Here is an 18124-nt window from a genome sequence, read left to right as displayed (position 1 = left end):
TCCGGTGATGTGCCACCGACCTTACTGTGAAGAACACTTGTGCAAGCCGTGAACGGATAAGCTCGGCACGGGCTGTTCCCCGTCGGGGACAGCGGCTGTCGTGGGGGAAGGCGATCGTCCGATGTCCGAAGTCTCAGGGACCAGTCCGCTCGGAGGCCGCCGCCTTCTGGTGGTGTCGACCAACTACGCGCCGGAGCTCACCGGCATAGGCCCCTACGCGACCCAACTGGCCGAGCACTGGGCCGCGTCCGGCGCCCGCGTCCGGGTCCTCGCCGGCCTGCCGCACTACCCGTCCTGGCGGGTGGAGGAGGGCTACCGGGGCGTCTGGCGGACGGTCGAGATACGCGGCGGCGTCGGCGTGCACCGACGCCGGCACTACGTGCCGCCCCGTCAGACCGCCCTCAAGCGCGCCGCGTTCGAGGCGAGCGTCCTGGCCACCGGGCTGTTCGCCCCGCCGCCGGGCCGGCCCGACGCCGTGGTCTCCCAGATGCCCAGCCTCGCCGGGGGCGTCATCGGAGCCCGTATCGCCCGCCGCCACCGCGTCCCCCACATACCCGTCGTCCAGGACCTGATGGGCGCCGCCGCGGCGCAGAGCGGCATCCGGGGCGGCGGCAGGGCCGCGGCCGTCGCCGCGGCGGCCGAACGGTACGCCCTGCGCGGGGCCGCCCTCGTCGGCGTCATCCACGAGAGCTTCGTGCCCGGCGTCCGGGCGCTCGGCGTCGACCCCGGCCGCATCCGGATCGTCCCCAACTGGACCCATGTGCAGGGCCCCACCGCCGACCGGGCCGCGACCCGGGCCCGGCTCGGCTGGTCCGAGTCCACCCCGGTGATCCTGCACTCCGGCAACATGGGCCTCAAGCAGGGCCTGGAGGTCCTGGTGGACGCCGCCCGCCTCGCCCCCGACGTCCGCGTCGTCCTGATGGGCGGCGGCAACCAGCGCGACGCCCTGCGCGCCCGCGCCGAACGGCTGCCCAACGTGGACTTCCTGGAGCCCGCCGGGGCCGAGGAGTTCACCGACGTCCTCGCCGCCGCCGACGTCCTCGCGGTCACCCAGCGCGCCTCGGTCCTCGACATGAGCGTCCCCTCCAAGCTCACCTCCTACTTCACCTCCGCACGACCCGTGATCGCCTCCGTCGCCGACGAGGGCGGCACCGCCGACGAGGTCCGCCGCTCGGGGGCCGGGCTGCTCGTCGCCCCCGAGGACCCCGTCACCCTGCTCGAAGCCGTGCGGAAGCTGGCCGCCGACCCGGCGGCCGCCGACGCCCTCGGGGCCGAGGGCCCCCGCTACGTCGCCCGCCACCTGAGCCGGGAGGCGGGACTCGCCCGCTTCGACGCCCTGCTCGACGAGGTCCTGCCGGCCACCCGAGGGAGCCACCGCCGATGACACCGCCGCACCGCGCCCCCGACGAGCAGGACGAACCGGCGCTCCTGCGCGACCAGTTCCGCCAACTTCTGCGCTACCGCTCGCTGCTGGCCACCGGCGTCGTCATCGGCCTGATCGGCGGCGGCTACCTCGCCCTCGGCGGCGAGGACGCCTACACGGCCACCGGCGAGGTCCTCGTACGCTCCGCGATCTCCGACCCCTTCGCCGCCGGAGCCACCGCCGACAAGGGCATCAACATCGGCTCCGAACGCCAGACCGCCGTCAGCGACACCGTCGGCACCCTGGCCGCCGGAACCCTCCTCAAGGCGGGCGACGACGTCACCGCCCAGGAGCTCCTCACCGGCCTCCAGGTCACCAACCCGCCCAACACCCTCACCCTCCGCTTCTCCTACACCGCGGCCGACCCCGAACAGGCCCGCGCCCGCGCCGAAGCCCTCGCGGGCGCTTACCTGACCCACCGCAAGGCGCGCACCGAGGAGAGCATCCAGAACATGTCCGACGGCTACCGGGCCCAGCTCGGTCCGCTGGAGGAGAAACGCGACCTGCTGGAGAAGCAGACCGGCGCCGGCGCGGCCGACGACGTCACCAGCGCCCGCGCCAACATCATCGTCTCCATCTCCGAGCTGAGCCGGAAGATCTCCGAGCTCAAGGCCCTGGACACCACCCCCGGCTACCTCAACAAGAAGCCCGTCGCCCCCACTTCGCCCACCGGGCCGGGACTGCTCCTGCTCCTCGGCCTCGGCGGGGTCGTGGGCCTCGCCCTGGGACTGCTGCTCTCCTGGGTACGCCTCGTCTTCGACCCCGCCGTACGCTCCACCCGCGAGCTCGTCCACTCCCTCGGCGCGCCGCTGCTCGGCACCCTGCCCCGCGAACGCACCGCCGCCGACGGCCTGCTCGCCATCGGCCGCGGCGGCTCCCGGCTGGCCGAGGAGTACCGGGCCGTGGCCTTCCGGCTCGCCTACGACCCGTCGTTCGCCGAGCGCCGCCGACTCCTGGTCACCGCGCCGCGCGGCGACAACGCGGCGGCGGCCGCCGCTGCCGCCAACCTGGCCGCCGCCTTCGCCGAGATGGGCCGCGACGTCCTGCTCATCGAGGCCGACCTGCGCACCCCCACCCTCGCCCGCGAGCTGGGCAAGGCCGCCCACGAGATGCGTCCGCCGCGCTGGGCCGCCGAGGAGGGCGACCGCACCTGGCCCAACGGCGGCCGTACCAACGTGGACGTGCCCGGCTCCGGGGCCTTCGCCCTCATTCCCGGCACCACCGCCGACAACGTCCCGCGCGCCCTGACCTCCCCGCCGGTCGGCCGCATCGTCGCGGAGGCCGACCGGCCGGGCAACGTCGTCATCGTCCTCGCCCCGCCCGTCCTCTCCTACGCGGACGCGGTCGCCCTGGTCGACCGGGTGGAAGGCGTCGTGATCGTCTGCGACCCGCGCGAGGTGCACCGCAGCGACCTGGAACGCATCCGCGAGATCATCGGCGCCTCCGGCGGCTCCGTCCTCGGCGCGCTGCTCCACCCGAGCCGGGGGCGCCTGCGCCGGGCCGAGCGCCGGGCCGCCTCCCCCCGCCGCCGCTCCGGAGGCGGGGGCGGAACCCCGGCGGCCGAGGCGGACGGCCCCGAGCTGACCGGCGACCCCACCGAAACCCTCGGCCTGCGCGCCTTCACCCCGCCGGCCGCGCGCCGGTGAGAGCCCGCACCGCCGTCCTCTGCTCGGTCGCCGACCAGGGGGTGGCGGCGCTCACCAACATCCTGGTGCTGGTGGCCGCCGCCCGTCTGACCACCGTCTCCGACTTCGCCCGGTTCTCCGCCGTCTACCTGGTCTTCACGGTGCTCCTCGGCGCCTCGGGCGCGTACACCGGGCAGCCGCTGGTCCTCCGGCGCGGCGCGGGGGAGGAGGCGCGGAGCGCGTGCCGTTCCGCCGTCGCCTTCACCCTCCTCGCGTCGGCGGCCCTCGGCGCGCCCCTCGCCGCGGTCTGCGCCCTCCTCCCCGGCGGCACGGCGGGGGGCCTGGCGATGCTCGGTCTCGTCCTCCCCGCGGTGCTGGGACAGGACGCCGTGCGGTACGCCTTCTCCACCCTCCAGCTTCCCCACCTCGCCCTGCTGTCCGACCTGTTGAGGCTCGCCGGGGCGATCGCGGCGCTCTCCGCGCAGACGTACGGCGCGTCCCCGGCACGCCTGATCGCCGTCTGGGGCCTGTCCGCCCTGCCCGCTCTCCTGCTGTCGGCGGTCCTCCTCCACCGGGCCACCCCGGGGGCCCGCGTACGGCTGCGTCCGATGCTGCGGCGCGGGCACCTCGGGCAGCGCTTCACCGTCGAGTTCGGCGTGGGCAACGCGACCGCCCAGCTCTCCGTCCTCGGCCTCGGCGCGGTCGGCACCCCGCTCCTGATCGGCGCGCTGCGCGGGGCCACCACCCTGTTCGGCCCGCTCAACGTGCTCTACACCTCGGCGACCTCCTTCGGCCCCCCGCTGCTCGGCCGCATCGGCGACGAACGCCGCCGGGTCCGCGCCACCGCCGCCCTCGCCGCCGTCCTCGCGGCGACCGCCGCGCTCTGGGCCACCGTGCTCGCCCTGCTGCCCGACGCCGCGGGCCGCCGGCTCCTCGGCGACACCTGGCCCGCCGCGGCCGCCCTGCTCCCCGCCACCGGCAGCCAGTACGCCGCGATGGCGGCCGGCACCTGCGGCCTGCTCGCCCTGCGCATGCTCGACCCGCGCACCACCCTCGCTCTCCAGGTCGTCTTCTCCCTCACCGCCGTGGCGTTCCTCGCGGGCGGTTACCTCGTCGGAGGCGTCCCGGGCGCGGCCTGGGGCCTGTTCCTGGGATCGCTCTGCAAGGCGGCCGCCACCTGGACCAGGGTGGCCCGGCTGCGGCGCCGCGGGCCGGACCCGGCGGACGCCGTCAGCGCCGCCGCTTCACCCGCTGCTCCCTGAACGTGCTGAGCAGCAGCAGGCACAGCGCGGCGATGGCCAGCTTCCCCGCCGCCTGGAGCAGCGGGCCGCGCAGCAGGATGAAGGTGTACCCGGCGATCAGCGGCGCGGCGATGGCCAGCACGCTGCCCGGCCCGGGTCCGGCCCGGGTGACGGCGAGCGCGTACCGGCGGTCGGTGCGGGCCGCCGCGTAACCGATCAGCGCCATGCCGCCGACCATGCCCGCCGCGCCCGCGTCGACCCAGAACTCGGTCCACAGCGGGGCCGAGAGATTGGTCATCCGCAGCCCCATCCACTGCCCGACCCGGACCCCGGTGTCCTCCGGCTTCCCGCTCCACACCGCGCGCGGCACGAAGAACAGGGCGGAGCCCGACAGTTGGCGGCCGTAGGTATGGCCCCGGGTGTCGACCCACGAGATGGTGTTGGCGAACATCACCATCTGGTCGTAGTCCTTGGTCACCAGCGGCTCGAAGACCGAGGCCGCCTGCGCCGGCCGCTGCCCGCCCTCGTCGTACCGGAACTTGTCCGCGTACGGGAACACCACCAGCGCCCCCACCACCCCCGTCGTCAGCACCGTGCGGTAGACCGCGGCGCTGCTGGGGAGCGCGGTGAACACGAACGCCATCAGCACCGTCAGGAACCAGTAACGGGCATTGGATATCGGGTTGTTCACCACGAGGTTCAACGCACCCAGCGCCACCCACACCAGCACCGTGGACGGGGCGCGCCGGGCCCGGCGGGAGGTCGCCAGACGGCGGGTGTAGAAGAGCAGCGCCAGCAGCGCCGGGACCTGGCCGAAGCCCTTGAGGAACGCCGAGCCGACGTTGGAGCCCTCGGCGACGACCCCGCTCGCCGCGACGGTCTCGCTGATCTCCTGCCGGCTGGAGAAGAAGACGGCGGGCCCGCCCAGCTTCAGGACGTAGAACGCGCTCGCCGTGAAGGCCAGCAGTACCAGCAGCCGCAGCCGCACGGGATGGGCCACGGCCGGTCCCCAGCTCCGGGCCGAGGGCCTGCGGCGCCGCAGCGGGCGCCGGGAGGCCAGCAGCGCCCCCAGGTCGTAGGCGGCGCACCCCATCAGGACCATCGCGATGGCCGTGATCAGGTCCTGGCGCGGTCCCACCATCGGCGTCGGGGTCTGGCCGATCACCACCTGGGCGAACGGGGCCACGCCCATCGCGATGTACACGAACATCCAGAAGACGCCCTGGAGCAGCCGCCGCCGGGTCGACAGGATCATCGTCGCGAGCCGGGCCCCCGCATAGCAGGTCAGCACCAGTTGGAGCCAGTACGCGGTGTCCCGCACCCCGGCGCCGGGCTGGGCGGCGATCACGGCGGGCAGGAAGCAGACCAGTCCGAGGATGAGCGGGACCGCCACCGCCCGGGACAGCATCGCCCAGGCGATGGGCCGCGCGGGCGTCCCGTCGGCCTTCCTCCGCGTCGGCGTGGGCGCCGACGTGTGCACCGACGTCATGCGCCCCCCCGGATCAGTGAACCGCTGCACACTCTAACGAATCGGCCCGCTTGAGGAGGACCGATGACTACGCTGTGCATACATAGCCGTAGTTGAGGGGAACTCTGGTGAAAATCCTGCACGTTGTCACGCTCCATACCCCGGACCACGCCTTCGGCGGTCCGACCCGGGTGGCGTTCAACCTCTCCAAGGTCCAGCGTGCGAACGGCGACGACGCCCGCGTCATGGCGCTCGGCGACGGCTTCTCCGGCGGCGAACTGCCCAGCCGTGTCGAGGGAGTTCCGGTCCACCTCTTCCAGGCCCGGCACCTGCTCCCGATGTTCGAGGTCAGCGGGATCACCTCGGCGTCCCTGCTGCGTACCGCGTACCGCATGATGCGCGGCGCCGACCTCGTCCATGTGCACCTGATGCGCGACCTGGTGACCCTTCCGGCGGCGCTCCTCGCCCTCGCGACCCGCACGCCCCTGGTCGTCCAGACCCACGGCATGATCGACCCCACCGAGAAGAGGGTCGCCCAGCTCACCGACCTTCTCGGGGTGCGCAAGGTGCTGCGCGAGGCGGACGCCGTCCTGCACCTCACCGAGATGGAACGGGTCGACGTGAACGCCGTCGCCGCTCCCGTCCCGCTCACCCGCACCGTACGGCTGGTCAACGGCGTCCGTCCGCAGGAGCGCAAGCCCGCCCGCCGGCCCGGCCGGCCGCCCACTGTGCTCTACCTCGCCCGCGTCCAGAAGCGCAAGCGGCCCGAGGACTTCGTCGCCGCGATGCCGCACGTCCTCGCCCGCCACCCCGACGCCCGCTTCGTCCTGGCCGGGCCGGACACCGGCGCGCTGGAGGGCACCCTCGCGCTCGCCCGGAAACTGGGCGTCACCGACTCCCTGGACCATGTGGGACCGCTGGAGCACGAGGAGGTCCTCGCCGCCGGGCGCGAGGCCGATGTGTACGTGCTGCCCGCCATCGAGGAGCCCTTCCCGGTCTCGGTGCTGGAGGCGATGTCCGTCGGCACCCCCGTCGTCATCACCCGTACCTGCGGGCAGGCGCCCGACGTCGCCGGGGCGGGGGCGGGACGGGTCATCGACAGCCGGGTCGGCGAGGACGCGGCCAACGCCCGCAAGGTCGCCGACGCGATCCTGGAACTGCTGGAGCCGGAGGCCGCCGAGCAGGCGGGCAAGGCCGCCTGGGAGCTGGTGAACGGGCAGTTCACCATCGAGGCCGTCACCGCCACCCTCCGGCGGACCTACGAGGACGTAGTCCGCCGGAGGCGAGGATGAGCGGCCCCTCCGTCAACGCAGCGGCTTCTCGCGTGACTTGAGCGATATCTGCCAGCGGTAGAAGCTCATCGCCAGCGCGAAGTCGAACCCCGCCCGGCCGTCCAGGAAGCCCCGCTTGTAGAGGTACATGTAGGCGAAGGACACCACCGGCTTGAACGGCGCCTTGTGGAACAACTGCCCCTGGCGCGACTTGACCTGGCGCACCTGCTCCTTCACCCGGGGGTGGTGCTCCAGCCACGCCTCCCAGTCCGAGTAGCGGTTGTGCCGCTCGAACCAGGCGGTCACCGGGTCGAGGTCCTGGTGCTCGATGGGGTGGGTGAACGTGCCCACGCTCGGCGCGACCGGCTGATAGTGGCCCTCGACCTCCCCGATGCCCGGCGCGTCCAGGTCCCCGACCTCCGGGTAGTGGCAGCGGGTCCGGTCGGTCAACGACCGCTTGCGGATGGTGTATCCGTGCCGCAGCCGCTTCCCGGAGAACCAGTAGCCGAGCGGGATGTCGTACGCGGCCGGCTTGGGGGCCGCCGGATCGCGGAACGCCTCACGCAGCTCGGCCAGCAGCCCGGGGCTGAGCCGCTCGTCGCCGTCCAGGAGCAGGATCCAGTCCAGGTCGGTGCGGACGTTCTCCAGGCACCACTGCTTCTTGCGCGGATGGCCTCCGTCCCAGGTGTAGGACATCACCTCGGCCCCGCACTCCTCGGCGATCTTGACCGTGTCGTCGGTGCTGTGGGAGTCCACCACCACGACCGCCTCGAAGTGGCCGAGCACCGATCTCACCGCCTCCGCGATGTTCAGCCCCTCGTTCTTCGTGGGGATCGCCACGGCTATCGGGAGTTTCGGCGTACCTGCGGTCATCCCCGGTCTCCTTCGGGCAGCCAGGCGTAGCAGCCTGTGGAGGTGAACGTGCGGGCGGACTTCGGGATCGTGATCTTCCGGGACTTCCCCGTGGCGGAGGTGTCGGCGGCCAGCTCCTCGCCGCCCGCTCCGGCGATCCGCCAGGAGCAGTCGGCGGTGGGGGAGACGGAGCGGTAGACGCCCGGCCGGAGCTTCTTCCCGATGTGTGTGCCGTCCGGGTAGGCGTACGCCGCCTCCTCCACCAGGTCCTGGTGCTTGGGGCAGAGCCCGGCGACCGCGTCCGCCGCGTCCGGGATCTCACCGGTGGCGACGGCCCCGACGGCCGTGTCGCGGTCGGCCTTGACCAGGTAGCGGAGCTTGTCGCAGGTCTCCTGTCCGGTCTGGAGCACGGCGGCCGGGTCCATGCCCTTGGGCACCCGGTCCGCCAGGTACTCCTTCTGCTTCTTCGTGAAGGTCCCGGTGGCCGGGGTGAGCGCGTCGGACGGGGTCTTCGGGCCTTCGGTGCGGGGGGCGGGCCGCTCGGCCCCCCGGCTCTCCTCACCGCTGTCGCCGGTCCCGGCGGAGGGCGGAGCGGACGCGGTGGGCGCGCCGGGGACGGCGGGCCCGGAGGCCGCGGGGCGCCGAGCGCCCGCGGCCTCCGGGTCGTTCCCGTCCGCGGACGAGCCGCAGGCGGCCAGCGCCGCCGCCGCCAGGACGGCGGCGGCGCAGGCCAGGAACGGATTCCTCATGAGATCAGCCGTTCCTCAGTGCGTAGTGCGCGCTGACCTGGGAAGCGCTCAGCGTGGTCGGGTAGACGGCGGTCTCGTCGATCTGCCCCTCGAAGAAATTGCTGGTCGGACGGTTCGGCCACCCGGAGAGGTTGTCCCCGCCGACCCGCCAGTAGCCGGGGTAGTTCTCGTTGCCGGAGACCAGGATGTTCGACGCCCGGGCCTGCCCGTCGACGTACAGCGTCATCCCCTGCCCCAGGGGCCCCTGGGTGGCGACGACATGGTGCCACTGGCCGTCGTTGTAGGCGCCCGAGGTGGTGACGGTGCGTGCCCCGCCGCTCTGGACGCCGAACACGAGCCGCCCGTCGTTGCGCATGTAGACGTGCTTGTCGTGCCGGGTGCTGTTCTGCTGGGTGAGGTTCCCGAAGCCGATGATCTTTCCGCCTTGGGTGGTGGTCGTCTTGATCCAGGTCTCCACCGAGAACCGGGGCGGTGCGGCGTGCAGCCGGTTGCTGTACGCGTACTCGGAGGAGCCGTTGAAACCGATCGCCGTGGAGGGTCCGGCGACCGCCGCCGGGGTCTGCCGGTAGGCGGGGCCGCCCCGCAGGAAGCCGTTGTTCAGCTTGCCGCCGCTGTCGTGCGCGAACGTGGACGCGCCTTCGTCGTAGCGCCAGTAGAGGCTCGCCCCGTCGGACCTGACGCGGGCCGGGTACGCCTCCGTCGAACTCGCCACGGTGGCGGACTGGGCCGGGGACTTGGCGCTGGTGTTGGGCCCGTCGCTCGCGGTGATCCGGTACGAGTGGGTCTCGCCCGGCGCGACGTCGGTGTCCGTCCAGGTCAGCTGGGGCCGGTCCCAGAAGACCGAGTAGCCGGTCGTCGTGTGGACGGGGGTGCTGGAGCCGTCCTTGTAGATCCGGTAGGTCAGCTCACCGTCGTCGGTGTCGAAGCTGGTCTGCCAGTTCACGTCGATCCGCCCCGGCGTCAGGGTGGACAGGCTGACGTTGGGCACCCAGGGCGCGCCCGTGTCGGGGCCGTCCGCGAACCGGGTCAAGCCCTGCTGCGGGCGGCCGTTGACCGTGGTGAACTCGCCGCCCACCCACAGGTAGTCGCTGCCCCCGCCGCTCGCCGCGGTCAGCACCCGGGGACCGACCGGCTCGCCGATGCCGTCGTTGGTGTCCGGGAACCAGGGCAGCAGCTTCGGGTCGTCGACCGACTGGGCCAGCAGGTGCTTGCGCGGCTGGTCCGGGAAGGCGCCCATGCTGGCGCAGTCGTGGGCGTGGCTGCCGCTGTAGAGCACACCGGAGTGGACCGCGACGGCCTGGGTGGCGCCGAGGCAGGTGTCCCGCCAGCGCTGCTCGAAGTCGTTCAGGTTCAGGGCGATGCGCCCGTCGAACACCCCGCCGCCGGTCCCCTCGTTGCCGGTGTAGAAGCCGGTGGCGTCCGTGGTGATGTCCTGGACCGTGGAGTTGTTGTGGATGAACCCCGGGTAGGCCTTGGCCAGTTGGCCGGTGGTGGCGTCGACCACCGCCAGGGCGTGGGTGGTGGTGCCGTTGATCCGGAAGAAGTCCCCGCCGAGCAGCACGTGCCGTCCGTCCGGGGTGACCTCCACGGCCCGTCCGACCTCGTCGCCGTCGGCGGTGAAGGGCAGCAGGGAGGCCCCGGTGGTGACGGCGGCGAAACTGTTCCTGGTCTGCCCGCCGACGCTGGTGAAGTCGCCGCCCAGGTAGACGGTGTCGTCGGTGGCGGCGAGCGCCCGCACGGTCGCGGTCACGGAGATCTTGAAGTCGTCCCGCGGGGTGCAGGTGTCGGTGTCGATCGCCGCGATGTTGCTGACGCCGACCCCGTTGACCGCTCCGAACCGACCACCCGCGTAAAGGGTTTCGCCGTCCGGGGAGAGCGCCAGGGCGCGGACGGTGGCGGTCCCCGACGAGACGGTGAAGGAGAGCGAGCAGTCGGTGGGGGCCCCGGTCGCCGTGTCGAACGCGGCGAAGTTCACCGCGGGCCGTTCGTCGGAGCCGGGGGCCGCGGTGGGGGGCCGCAGGGTGGAGAAGGTGCCGCCCGCGTAGACGACGCCGTCGCCGGCCGCCATCGACCAGACGATGCCGTTGGTCTGCCAGGTGGTGAGGTCGTCCGCGGTGATGGCGACCGGTGGTGTCAGCGCCGCCGCCGGAGAGGACCCGCCCGCGGTCGCGGTCAGGGCTCCGGCCAGCAGGCCGAGAGCGAGGGAAGCGACGCGTACACGGCCGCGTCCTCCGCTTCTCTGCCCCGTACTTCCGTTCATCATTCAGCTCCGAGGTGAGATTCGAGCTGCGGCCGAGAGGCCGCGGATGCTGCCCCGCCCGAACCGTCGCGGGGACGGCGTGTCCCCGCGATCGGCCGCGGCGAGTGGGTGGAGGGGGCCTGGGGCCCCGCCCGTGGCCGGCGCGGAGAGCTCCACCGAGCGGTCGGTGGAGTCGGCGGTCGCGCCGGCGGTCTTCCCGGACCCGGGCGCGGGAAGCGCCGGCCGGGCGTCGTGGGTGGCCGCGGACCCCGTGGGGGCGCAGGCCGGGTGGTTCCGGAGGAGCGGTAAGGGCAGCGGGGCCCGGCGGAGCCGTCCGGACCGGCCGCCGGGGGCGCGGGGCACACGACGGCGGGGCCGGGTCACCTGTCCACCCGGACGGCGGCCCCGGAGAGCTGGTCCTCCAGGCGGCGGATGTCGGCGTCCACCATGATCCGGGCCAGCTCCCGCGACTTCACCTCGGGCTTCCAGCCCAGCAGCTCCTCGGCCTTGGAGGCGTCGCCGATCAACGCGTCGACCTCGCTGGGACGTTCGTACTTCGGGTCGTACCGCACGTGCTCGGCCCAGTCCAGCCCGGCGTGCTCGAAGGCGAACTCCAGGAACTGCCGGACGCTGACGCCCTCACCGGTGGCGACCACGTAGTCGTCGGGGGTGTCGCACTGGAGCATCCGCCACATGGCGTCCACGTACTCCGGCGCGTACCCCCAGTCCCGGACCGCGTCCAGATTGCCCAGGTGCAACCGGTCCTGGAGCCCCGCCTTGATCCGGGCGACGGCCCGGGTGATCTTCCGGGTCACGAAGGTCTCACCGCGGCGCGGCGACTCGTGGTTGAAGAGGATGCCGTTGACCGCGAACATGCCGTACGCCTCGCGGTAGTTGACCGTGGCCCAGTAGGAGTAGACCTTCGCCACGCTGTACGGACTGCGCGGGTGGAACGGCGTCTTCTCGTTCTGCGGCGGCGGGCTGGCCCCGAACATCTCGGAGGACGACGCCTGGTAGAGCCGGGTGTGGACGCCGCTGGCCCGCACCGCCTCCAGGAGCCGGACGGTACCGAGCCCCGTGACGTCGCCGGTGTACAGCGGGGCGTCGAAGGAGACCCGCACATGCGACTGGGCGCCCAGGTTGTAGACCTCGTCGGGCTGGATGTCCCGCAGCAGGTTCACCAGCGCCACACCGTCGGACAGGTCCGCGTGGTGCAGGACGAAGGAGCGCTCCGGCTCCTCGGGGCCCTGGTAGATGTGGTCGATCCGCTCGGTGTTGAAGCTTGAGGAACGGCGTATGAGCCCGTGCACCGTGTAGCCCTTGTCGAGCAACAACTCGGCCAGATACGAACCGTCCTGGCCGGTCACCCCGGTGATGAGCGCGGTCTTCGCCACGATTCCCCCCTCTCTGCTGATCGCCTCGGCGGCGATGTTCCCCGATATTTCGGAATTGGAATGTTCTGCGGCAAAGTGTCACCGCAGTCCCTCTCTGCTGGCACAATCCGAGCCATGACGACCGAACTCCCCGCCCCGCCCCAGGAATCCGCCCGCCCCCTACTGCGTCCCGGCTCCCGCATATTCGTCGCGGGCCACCGCGGTCTGGTCGGTTCCGCAGTGGCCCGCCGCCTCGCCGACGACGGCCACGAGGTGGTCGCCCGCGGCCGCGACCTCCTCGACCTGCGCGACGCCGAGCGGACCGGGGCGTACCTCAAGGAGGCCCGCCCGGACGCCGTGGTGCTGGCCGCCGCCAAGGTGGGCGGGATCATGGCCAACAGCACCTGGCCGGTGCAGTTCCTGGAGGACAACCTGCGCATCCAGCTCAGCGTGATCGCCGGGGCGCACGCGGCCGGGACCGAGCGGCTGCTCTTCCTCGGATCGTCGTGCATCTACCCCCGGCTCGCACCCCAGCCGATCCGCGAGGACGCCCTGCTCACCGGCGCGCTGGAGCCCACCAACGAGGCGTACGCCCTCGCCAAGATCGCCGGAATCGTCCAGATCCAGTCCTACCGGCGGCAGTACGGCGCCTCCTACATCAGCGCCATGCCCACCAATCTCTACGGACCCGGCGACAACTTCGACCTGGAGACCTCGCACGTCCTGCCCGCCCTGATCCGCCGCTTCCACGAGGCGCGCCGGGACGGGGCCCCCGAGGTGACCCTGTGGGGCTCCGGATCCCCGCGCCGCGAGTTCCTGCACGTGGACGACCTCGCCGCCGCCTGCGTACGCCTGCTGGAGGCGTACGACGGCGACGAACCCGTCAACATCGGCTGCGGCGAAGACCTCGCGATCCGCGAACTCGCAGAAACGGTACAGGAGGTGACGGGTTACCAGGGGAAGATCGTCTGGGACGCCTCGAAGCCGGACGGGACGCCCCGCAAGCTGCTCGACACCACCCGCCTCACCTCCCTCGGCTTCACGCCGCGGATCCCGCTGCGCGACGGCATCGCCCGTACCTATGCCTGGTGGCTCGATCACCTCTCGTCGGGGCGATGACCGTTCGCCGCCGTGAGGGTCCTCGCGACGGCGCCCCGGTGGTGCTCCTCGCATCCGCACGCCCGCCGCTCTCAGTACGCCCCGCGGCCGTCGGCGACGGCGCGCACGGTGCGGGCGAGGAGTCCCAGGTCGGCGGCGACCGACCAGTTGTCGACGTACCAGAGGTCCAGGGAGACGGTCTCCTGCCACGACAGGTCGGAGCGGCCGCTCACCTGCCACAGGCCCGTGAGACCCGGTTTCACGGCGAGCCGGCGGTGCTCCCGCTCGTCGTAGCGCGACGCCTCCTCCGGCAGCGGCGGGCGGGGCCCCACCAGCGACATGTGACCCAGCAGAACATTGACCAGCTGGGGGAGTTCGTCGATCGACGTGCGCCGCAGCACCCGTCCGACCGGTGTCACCCGGGGGTCGCGGCGTATCTTGAACAGCGGACCGTCGACCTCGTTGGCCACGGCGAGCCGCGCCTTGAGCTGTTCCGCGTCCGCCACCATCGTGCGGAACTTCCACATGGTGAACGGCCGGTTGTGCCGCCCCTGCCGGACCTGCCGGTGGAAGACCGGACCCCGCGAGGACAGCCGTACGCTCAGCACCACCGCCAGGAGCAGCGGAGCCAGCACCAGCAGCCCGAACAGGGCCCCCGTGCGGTCCAGCACGTTCTTCACCACCGCTTGCGGGCCCCCGCGCAGGGGCGGGGTTATGTGCAGCAGGGTGAGCCCGGCCGCGGTGACGGGGCGCACCCGCTCGGCCGCCACACCGGACAGCCCCGAGACCACGGAGAGGGCGACGCCCCCGTCGTGCAGCCCCCAGCCGAGCCGACGCAGCCGGTCCCCGGTCATCAGGGGCCCCGGGGCCACCAGTACCAGGTCCGCCGCATGGGCGTAGACCCCGCCGAGCACCGTCGTGACGTCGTCGTCGGCCGGCCGGGACGCCAGCCGTCCCGGCACCTGCACCCCGTCCAGCTCCAGTTGGCCGGGGCCCACCGGTATGGCGGCGACCAGCCGGTAGTCGTGGTCCCTGCGGGAGGAGAGCAGCTCGGCGGCCCGGTCCACGCAGGACGCTTCGCCCACCAGCAGCACCCTGCGGGTCCGGTGGCCCCGGCGTGCGGAGCGGGGCCAGGCGCGCAGCCCCGTCGCCGCGGTGGCGGCGAGCAGCCCCGGTGCGACGGCGACGACGGCCGCGGCCGGGTCCACCGGGCTGCCCGCGGCCGTGTGCAGAAGGGCCAGCAGCCCGATCAGGACGAGCCAGTCACCGAGCGCGCCGACCGCACCGCCGGTCTCGGCCCCCGGCCCCGCCGCGTACCGCCCCCGGGCCGCGCGCAGCCCGGCCCACAGCACCCCCGCCACCGCGGCGGCGGCCACCGGGTGCGGTTGGTCGCCCGCCCGCAGCAGCAGCCAGGCCGGCCCGGCCAGCCCCAGCAGATCCGTCAGCGAGGCGAGCGCCGGGCCGGGCGCCCGCCTGCGCCGGACCGGAGCGCGGCTCGCCTCCTCGCGCCGTGCCGTCGGAGCCCTGAACTGCCGCTCCAACGCGGCTGTCGTACGGTTCCGGGAGGTGGCGGTCCGGGGGCGCGGCGCGCCCCGGAGCCCCACCGGCCCGGACAGTTCGGTATCAGGTATCTCGACATGCCCCATGGACCCCCCAGTCACAGTCGCACCCCCCCAAACGCGACGCATCCGCCGATCCCATGGACTGACGGATGCGCCCTCGCTCGGTGCACGATATCCACACACGTGCCATTTCGCTGGAGTTCCCGTGAAGTTCAGGCGACTCCGGCCGGACTCCTCCGATCGTCCGCAACCGTCCTTCTGGCGTCTCCGGGGGGAGGGAACCGACAGGTGGCCGGGCCGGTAAGCGCTTGTGCCCGTCGGCGCCCACGGGCGGGCGGCGGAGGCTCCGGCTCCGGTGCTTCCCGGCGGGAGAGCGCGAACCCCCTGGCGGGGAGGTGTGCTGGGCTGGGGACGCGCCCTCTCCCGCCGCCTCCGGAAGCCGTGTGCGGGGGCGGCGACGTCGCCGTGCGCCCTCCGCGCGCCCCCCGGCGCGCCGGTGGACCAGTGCCCCGGCGTCAACGAGTGCGACTGCTCCGGGAGTTACCGACGTCACAGTGGTGTCGGCGGCGAACACGGCGAGGCCCGTGCGGCCCACGGTGCGGGTGGGGGCGGGGGCGCCCATGACGATCGGATCGCCGCGGCCGAGCCGTCTGCGGATGGGGGCGGGGCCCGGCCGGTGCGGTCGCGGTGCCGGGTGGCGGGCGGGGCGGGGACCTACGGCCGCGCGGTCAGTCCCGTGCGGGGCGTGTGCGGCGCGCGATGCGTGCGGGCTGCCCCGTCGCGGCGTGCAGGACCAGGGCCGCACAGACGAACCCCGTCGCCCCGGAGGCCAGTGACCTGATGAGGGAGTCGTCCCGGGCGCCGGACGCGAGGGCGATGGCCAGTGCCGCCGTCAGGGTGACGAGAGGCAGCGCACGGGGGCTCCGCGTGGGGCCCGGTACGGCGGCCGGGGGCAGCAGCCAGGTCGCGAGGCCGTAACAGGCACAGGCCAGCAGCGCGGCCCCCAGCACTTCGCTGGGCCGGTGGCCGCCCATGGTCGCACTGGCGGCGGCGATACAGGCGAGCCAGAGCACACCGGCCGTGGCGACGTAGGGGCGGACGCGGGGGGAGACCACGAGGACGGCGGCGAGGGTCAGCGCGGCGGGGATGGCCGTGTGCCCGCTGGGGAAACCTTGGTCAAGGAGATTCTCCGGCGCGCCCACCAGATCGGGGCGGGGCAGGATGGTCGATTTGAGCACCTCCTTGCCTCCGGTCGTGAGAACGACGACCCCGAGCGCCGCGCCCCCCTGCCGCCAGCACCGCCGCACCAGGGTGAGGACCACGATGACGGCCAGCCCCACCATCAGGGTGGGCTTGGCGCTCAGTTCCATCGGAGGCAGGGGCGTCGAGCCGTAGGCCGCTCCCGACAGCGGGTAGATCCATGCTTCTTCGCTCCCCTTGGTGCTCAGATGGAACAGGGCGTTCTCGGCTCGCTGCCCCCACGGGGTGCAGACGGCGAGCAGGTAGACCGTCAGGAACCCCAGGGTGTACAGCAGAGTCGGCGTCCACGGCCGTGCCGTACGCGACGGGCCGGGGTGGTCGGGGGCGACGGGGCCCTGTCGGGAGGCCGCCGGGCGGTGGGCGGGCAGGGGCGGGGAATCGTTCTGAGTCATCGCTCTTGTTTCTTCTCTGGGGGAGTGCGGTCGCGCGGGTCTTCCGGCACGACAGGGCCCGCGGGGCCCGGCGGCCCATCGGGGGCCGCTCCTATTCGGCGAACGCCCGCCCCTGCCGGCGCTGGGCGGCGATCGCCAGGGCGGGGAGGGGGGCGATCAGCAGGACGAGGACGACCAGGTCCGGAAGGGACTGCATGAACGCGTCCGGCCGGACGACGACGGCCTGCACGCGCACGAGCGCGAACGCCGCGACGGGGATCAGCCACCGGAGGTCGCCGGTGGCGGCCGTCGCCGCCCACGCGGCGAGCAGCATGGTGACTTCGAGGACGAACAGACCGCGCTGGAAAACCGGGCTGACGGCGATGATGTGCAGGCCCCCCGCCACGAACATGGCGAGGACCACAGGGGCCAGCCAGCGGTACGAGCGGCGTCGCAGACGGCCGGGACGGCAGAGCGCCAGCACGGCGCAGGCGGCGCACAGTGCCCCCGACAGCGCCAGGTCGCGGGCCGTTATCGGGGCGCCGAGACCGTAGTAGCCGAGGCCCGCCTTGCCCTCGTCACCGAAGAGGGTGCGGCCGTGGGTCGTGGCCCCGGCCCAGATCATGGCCGCCGCGGCCGGCAGCGCGAGCCACGGTCTGCCGCGCAGCAGGGCGATCAGACAGCCCAGCGGGAGCAGCCCGTAGGGCAGCAGCCGTATCTGCGTGGGACCTTCGGCCCACGGGTACCAGCCGGAGAAGCGGAAGGCGATGGCGTGCTCTCCGGGGTCGATGCGCAGGGCCCAGTGCCATACGTCCTGCAGGTACGGAACCAGCGCCAGCGCCGCGAGGACCAGGGCGGCCAGATGGATGCCGTCCAGCCACCACGGCCGGGCCGTGTCGTCGGCCACGGCACGGGCGCGGGCCCGCAAGCCGCCGCGCACCAGGGCGGCGACCTCCCGCAGCGGTGGCCGGGAGCGGCCGGGATACGCCTCGGACAGGCAGGCCAGCACCTCCTCTCCCTGCCGGGAACGGTAGGGCTCGGGATAGGCCGCGAGCAGCAGACGGTTCATGCCGGGGCCGCTCCGGCATCCCGCGTGCGTCCGATGACGACGGTCGCCGCCTGCTGCATGCGCAGCGCCTCCCGGGCGACCGCCTCGGCGCCGTCCTCGGTGAGCCGGTAGTAGCGCCGTGCCCGCCCGTCCACGATCTCCTCGTGACCGGCGGCCACCAGCCCGGCCCGCTCCATCCGCTCCAGCGCGCCGTAGAGCGTGCCGACAGCGATCCGGAGCCGCCCCTCGGTGGCCCGCTCGGCGGCCTTGATGATGCCGTAACCGTGCAGCGGGCCGTCCATGAGCACGGCGAGGATGAAGTACTGCGGTTCCGACAAGGGCGGATTCTGTCTGGTCATGCGCCGAGCATATATCGAGCTGCGAAGTATATCTGTCGGCCCTGGACGAGCACCGTCAGCGCCTCTGCGCCCGCGGCGGGCCTCACGCTCTCCCGGCCGGCGGGCGCGCCGTACGCCGCCGGGGCGCCCGGGGCCCGGCGACTCCGGGCGAGCGCGTACGCGCGCGGCCCGCGGGCCGGTGCTCC

General features: G+C 73.4%; 14 protein-coding genes. 5 read left to right on the top strand and 9 right to left on the bottom strand.

What is annotated here, in order from left to right; all coding sequences use genetic code 11:
- Positions 1–121 precede the first annotated feature (121 nt).
- From AMK24_RS10165 to AMK24_RS10155, 3 genes are read left to right on the top strand one after another with little or no spacing between them, the layout of a single operon-like run.
- Positions 122–1384, top strand: a complete 1263-nt coding sequence (locus tag AMK24_RS10165) for a glycosyltransferase (protein WP_073767285.1) — start codon at positions 122–124, stop codon at positions 1382–1384.
- Complete coding sequence (locus AMK24_RS10160; RefSeq protein ID WP_073767283.1) at positions 1381–3069, top strand: tyrosine-protein kinase domain-containing protein; 1689 nt, start codon at positions 1381–1383, stop codon at positions 3067–3069. Before AMK24_RS10165 ends, AMK24_RS10160 begins: the two co-directional genes overlap by 4 nt.
- A complete protein-coding gene (locus tag AMK24_RS10155; RefSeq protein WP_073767281.1) occupies positions 3066–4310 on the top strand; it encodes a hypothetical protein in 1245 nt (414 codons plus the stop codon). Before AMK24_RS10160 ends, AMK24_RS10155 begins: the two co-directional genes overlap by 4 nt.
- On the opposite strand, the gene AMK24_RS10150 is transcribed toward AMK24_RS10155, so the two are convergent.
- Positions 4279–5778 (bottom strand): hypothetical protein, encoded by a 1500-nt coding sequence (locus AMK24_RS10150; RefSeq protein ID WP_073767279.1) that lies wholly within the window; start codon positions 5776–5778, stop codon positions 4279–4281. The two genes, AMK24_RS10155 and AMK24_RS10150, sit on opposite strands and share 32 nt — an antisense overlap.
- Before the next feature lie 107 nt (positions 5779–5885).
- Between AMK24_RS10150 and AMK24_RS10145 the strand changes: the two genes are divergently transcribed.
- The gene (locus AMK24_RS10145) at positions 5886–7049 is read left to right on the top strand and encodes a glycosyltransferase (RefSeq protein ID WP_073767277.1); all 1164 of its coding nucleotides are present in this window, start codon (positions 5886–5888) and stop codon (positions 7047–7049) included.
- A gap of 12 nt (positions 7050–7061) precedes the next feature.
- On the opposite strand, the gene AMK24_RS10140 is transcribed toward AMK24_RS10145, so the two are convergent.
- The 4 genes from AMK24_RS10140 to gmd all read right to left on the bottom strand — a co-directional run bounded on the left by AMK24_RS10140 (position 7062) and on the right by gmd (position 12262).
- Positions 7062–7901, bottom strand: a complete 840-nt coding sequence (locus AMK24_RS10140) for a glycosyltransferase family 2 protein (protein WP_073767275.1) — start codon at positions 7899–7901, stop codon at positions 7062–7064.
- Positions 7898–8629, bottom strand: a complete 732-nt coding sequence (locus tag AMK24_RS10135; RefSeq protein ID WP_073767273.1) for a hypothetical protein — start codon at positions 8627–8629, stop codon at positions 7898–7900. The genes AMK24_RS10140 and AMK24_RS10135 overlap by 4 nt, the downstream gene beginning before the upstream one ends.
- 4 nt (positions 8630–8633) lie before the next feature.
- Complete coding sequence (locus tag AMK24_RS10130; protein ID WP_073767271.1) at positions 8634–10892, bottom strand: LamG domain-containing protein; 2259 nt, start codon at positions 10890–10892, stop codon at positions 8634–8636.
- Positions 10893–11248: 356 nt separating this feature from the next.
- Positions 11249–12262: a GDP-mannose 4,6-dehydratase gene (gmd, locus tag AMK24_RS10125; protein WP_073767269.1), complete on the bottom strand. Its 1014-nt coding sequence runs from the start codon at positions 12260–12262 to the stop codon at positions 11249–11251.
- A 114-nt stretch (positions 12263–12376) separates the two neighbouring features.
- On the opposite strand from gmd, the gene AMK24_RS10120 reads away from it, so the two are divergent.
- Complete coding sequence (locus tag AMK24_RS10120; protein ID WP_073767267.1) at positions 12377–13360, top strand: GDP-L-fucose synthase family protein; 984 nt, start codon at positions 12377–12379, stop codon at positions 13358–13360.
- Positions 13361–13431: 71 nt separating this feature from the next.
- Here AMK24_RS10120 and AMK24_RS10115 read toward each other — a convergent pair whose 3' ends face one another.
- The 4 genes from AMK24_RS10115 to AMK24_RS10100 all read right to left on the bottom strand — a co-directional run bounded on the left by AMK24_RS10115 (position 13432) and on the right by AMK24_RS10100 (position 17939).
- Positions 13432–14985: a sugar transferase gene (locus AMK24_RS10115; RefSeq protein WP_199876407.1), complete on the bottom strand. Its 1554-nt coding sequence runs from the start codon at positions 14983–14985 to the stop codon at positions 13432–13434.
- A 644-nt stretch (positions 14986–15629) separates the two neighbouring features.
- The gene (locus AMK24_RS10110) at positions 15630–16553 is read right to left on the bottom strand and encodes a phosphatase PAP2 family protein (protein WP_073767263.1); all 924 of its coding nucleotides are present in this window, start codon (positions 16551–16553) and stop codon (positions 15630–15632) included.
- A 91-nt stretch (positions 16554–16644) separates the two neighbouring features.
- Entirely contained in the window at positions 16645–17601 is a 957-nt protein-coding gene (locus AMK24_RS10105) for a hypothetical protein (RefSeq protein WP_073767262.1), read from the bottom strand.
- Positions 17598–17939, bottom strand: a complete 342-nt coding sequence (locus tag AMK24_RS10100; protein ID WP_073767261.1) for a PadR family transcriptional regulator — start codon at positions 17937–17939, stop codon at positions 17598–17600. The genes AMK24_RS10105 and AMK24_RS10100 overlap by 4 nt, the downstream gene beginning before the upstream one ends.
- Positions 17940–18124: the final 185 nt, after the last annotated feature.

The organism is Streptomyces sp. CB02366 (genome assembly GCF_001905905.1).
Taxonomy (GTDB): Bacteria; Actinomycetota; Actinomycetes; order Streptomycetales; family Streptomycetaceae; genus Streptomyces.
This window is presented reverse-complemented; position numbering and strand designations above follow the sequence as displayed.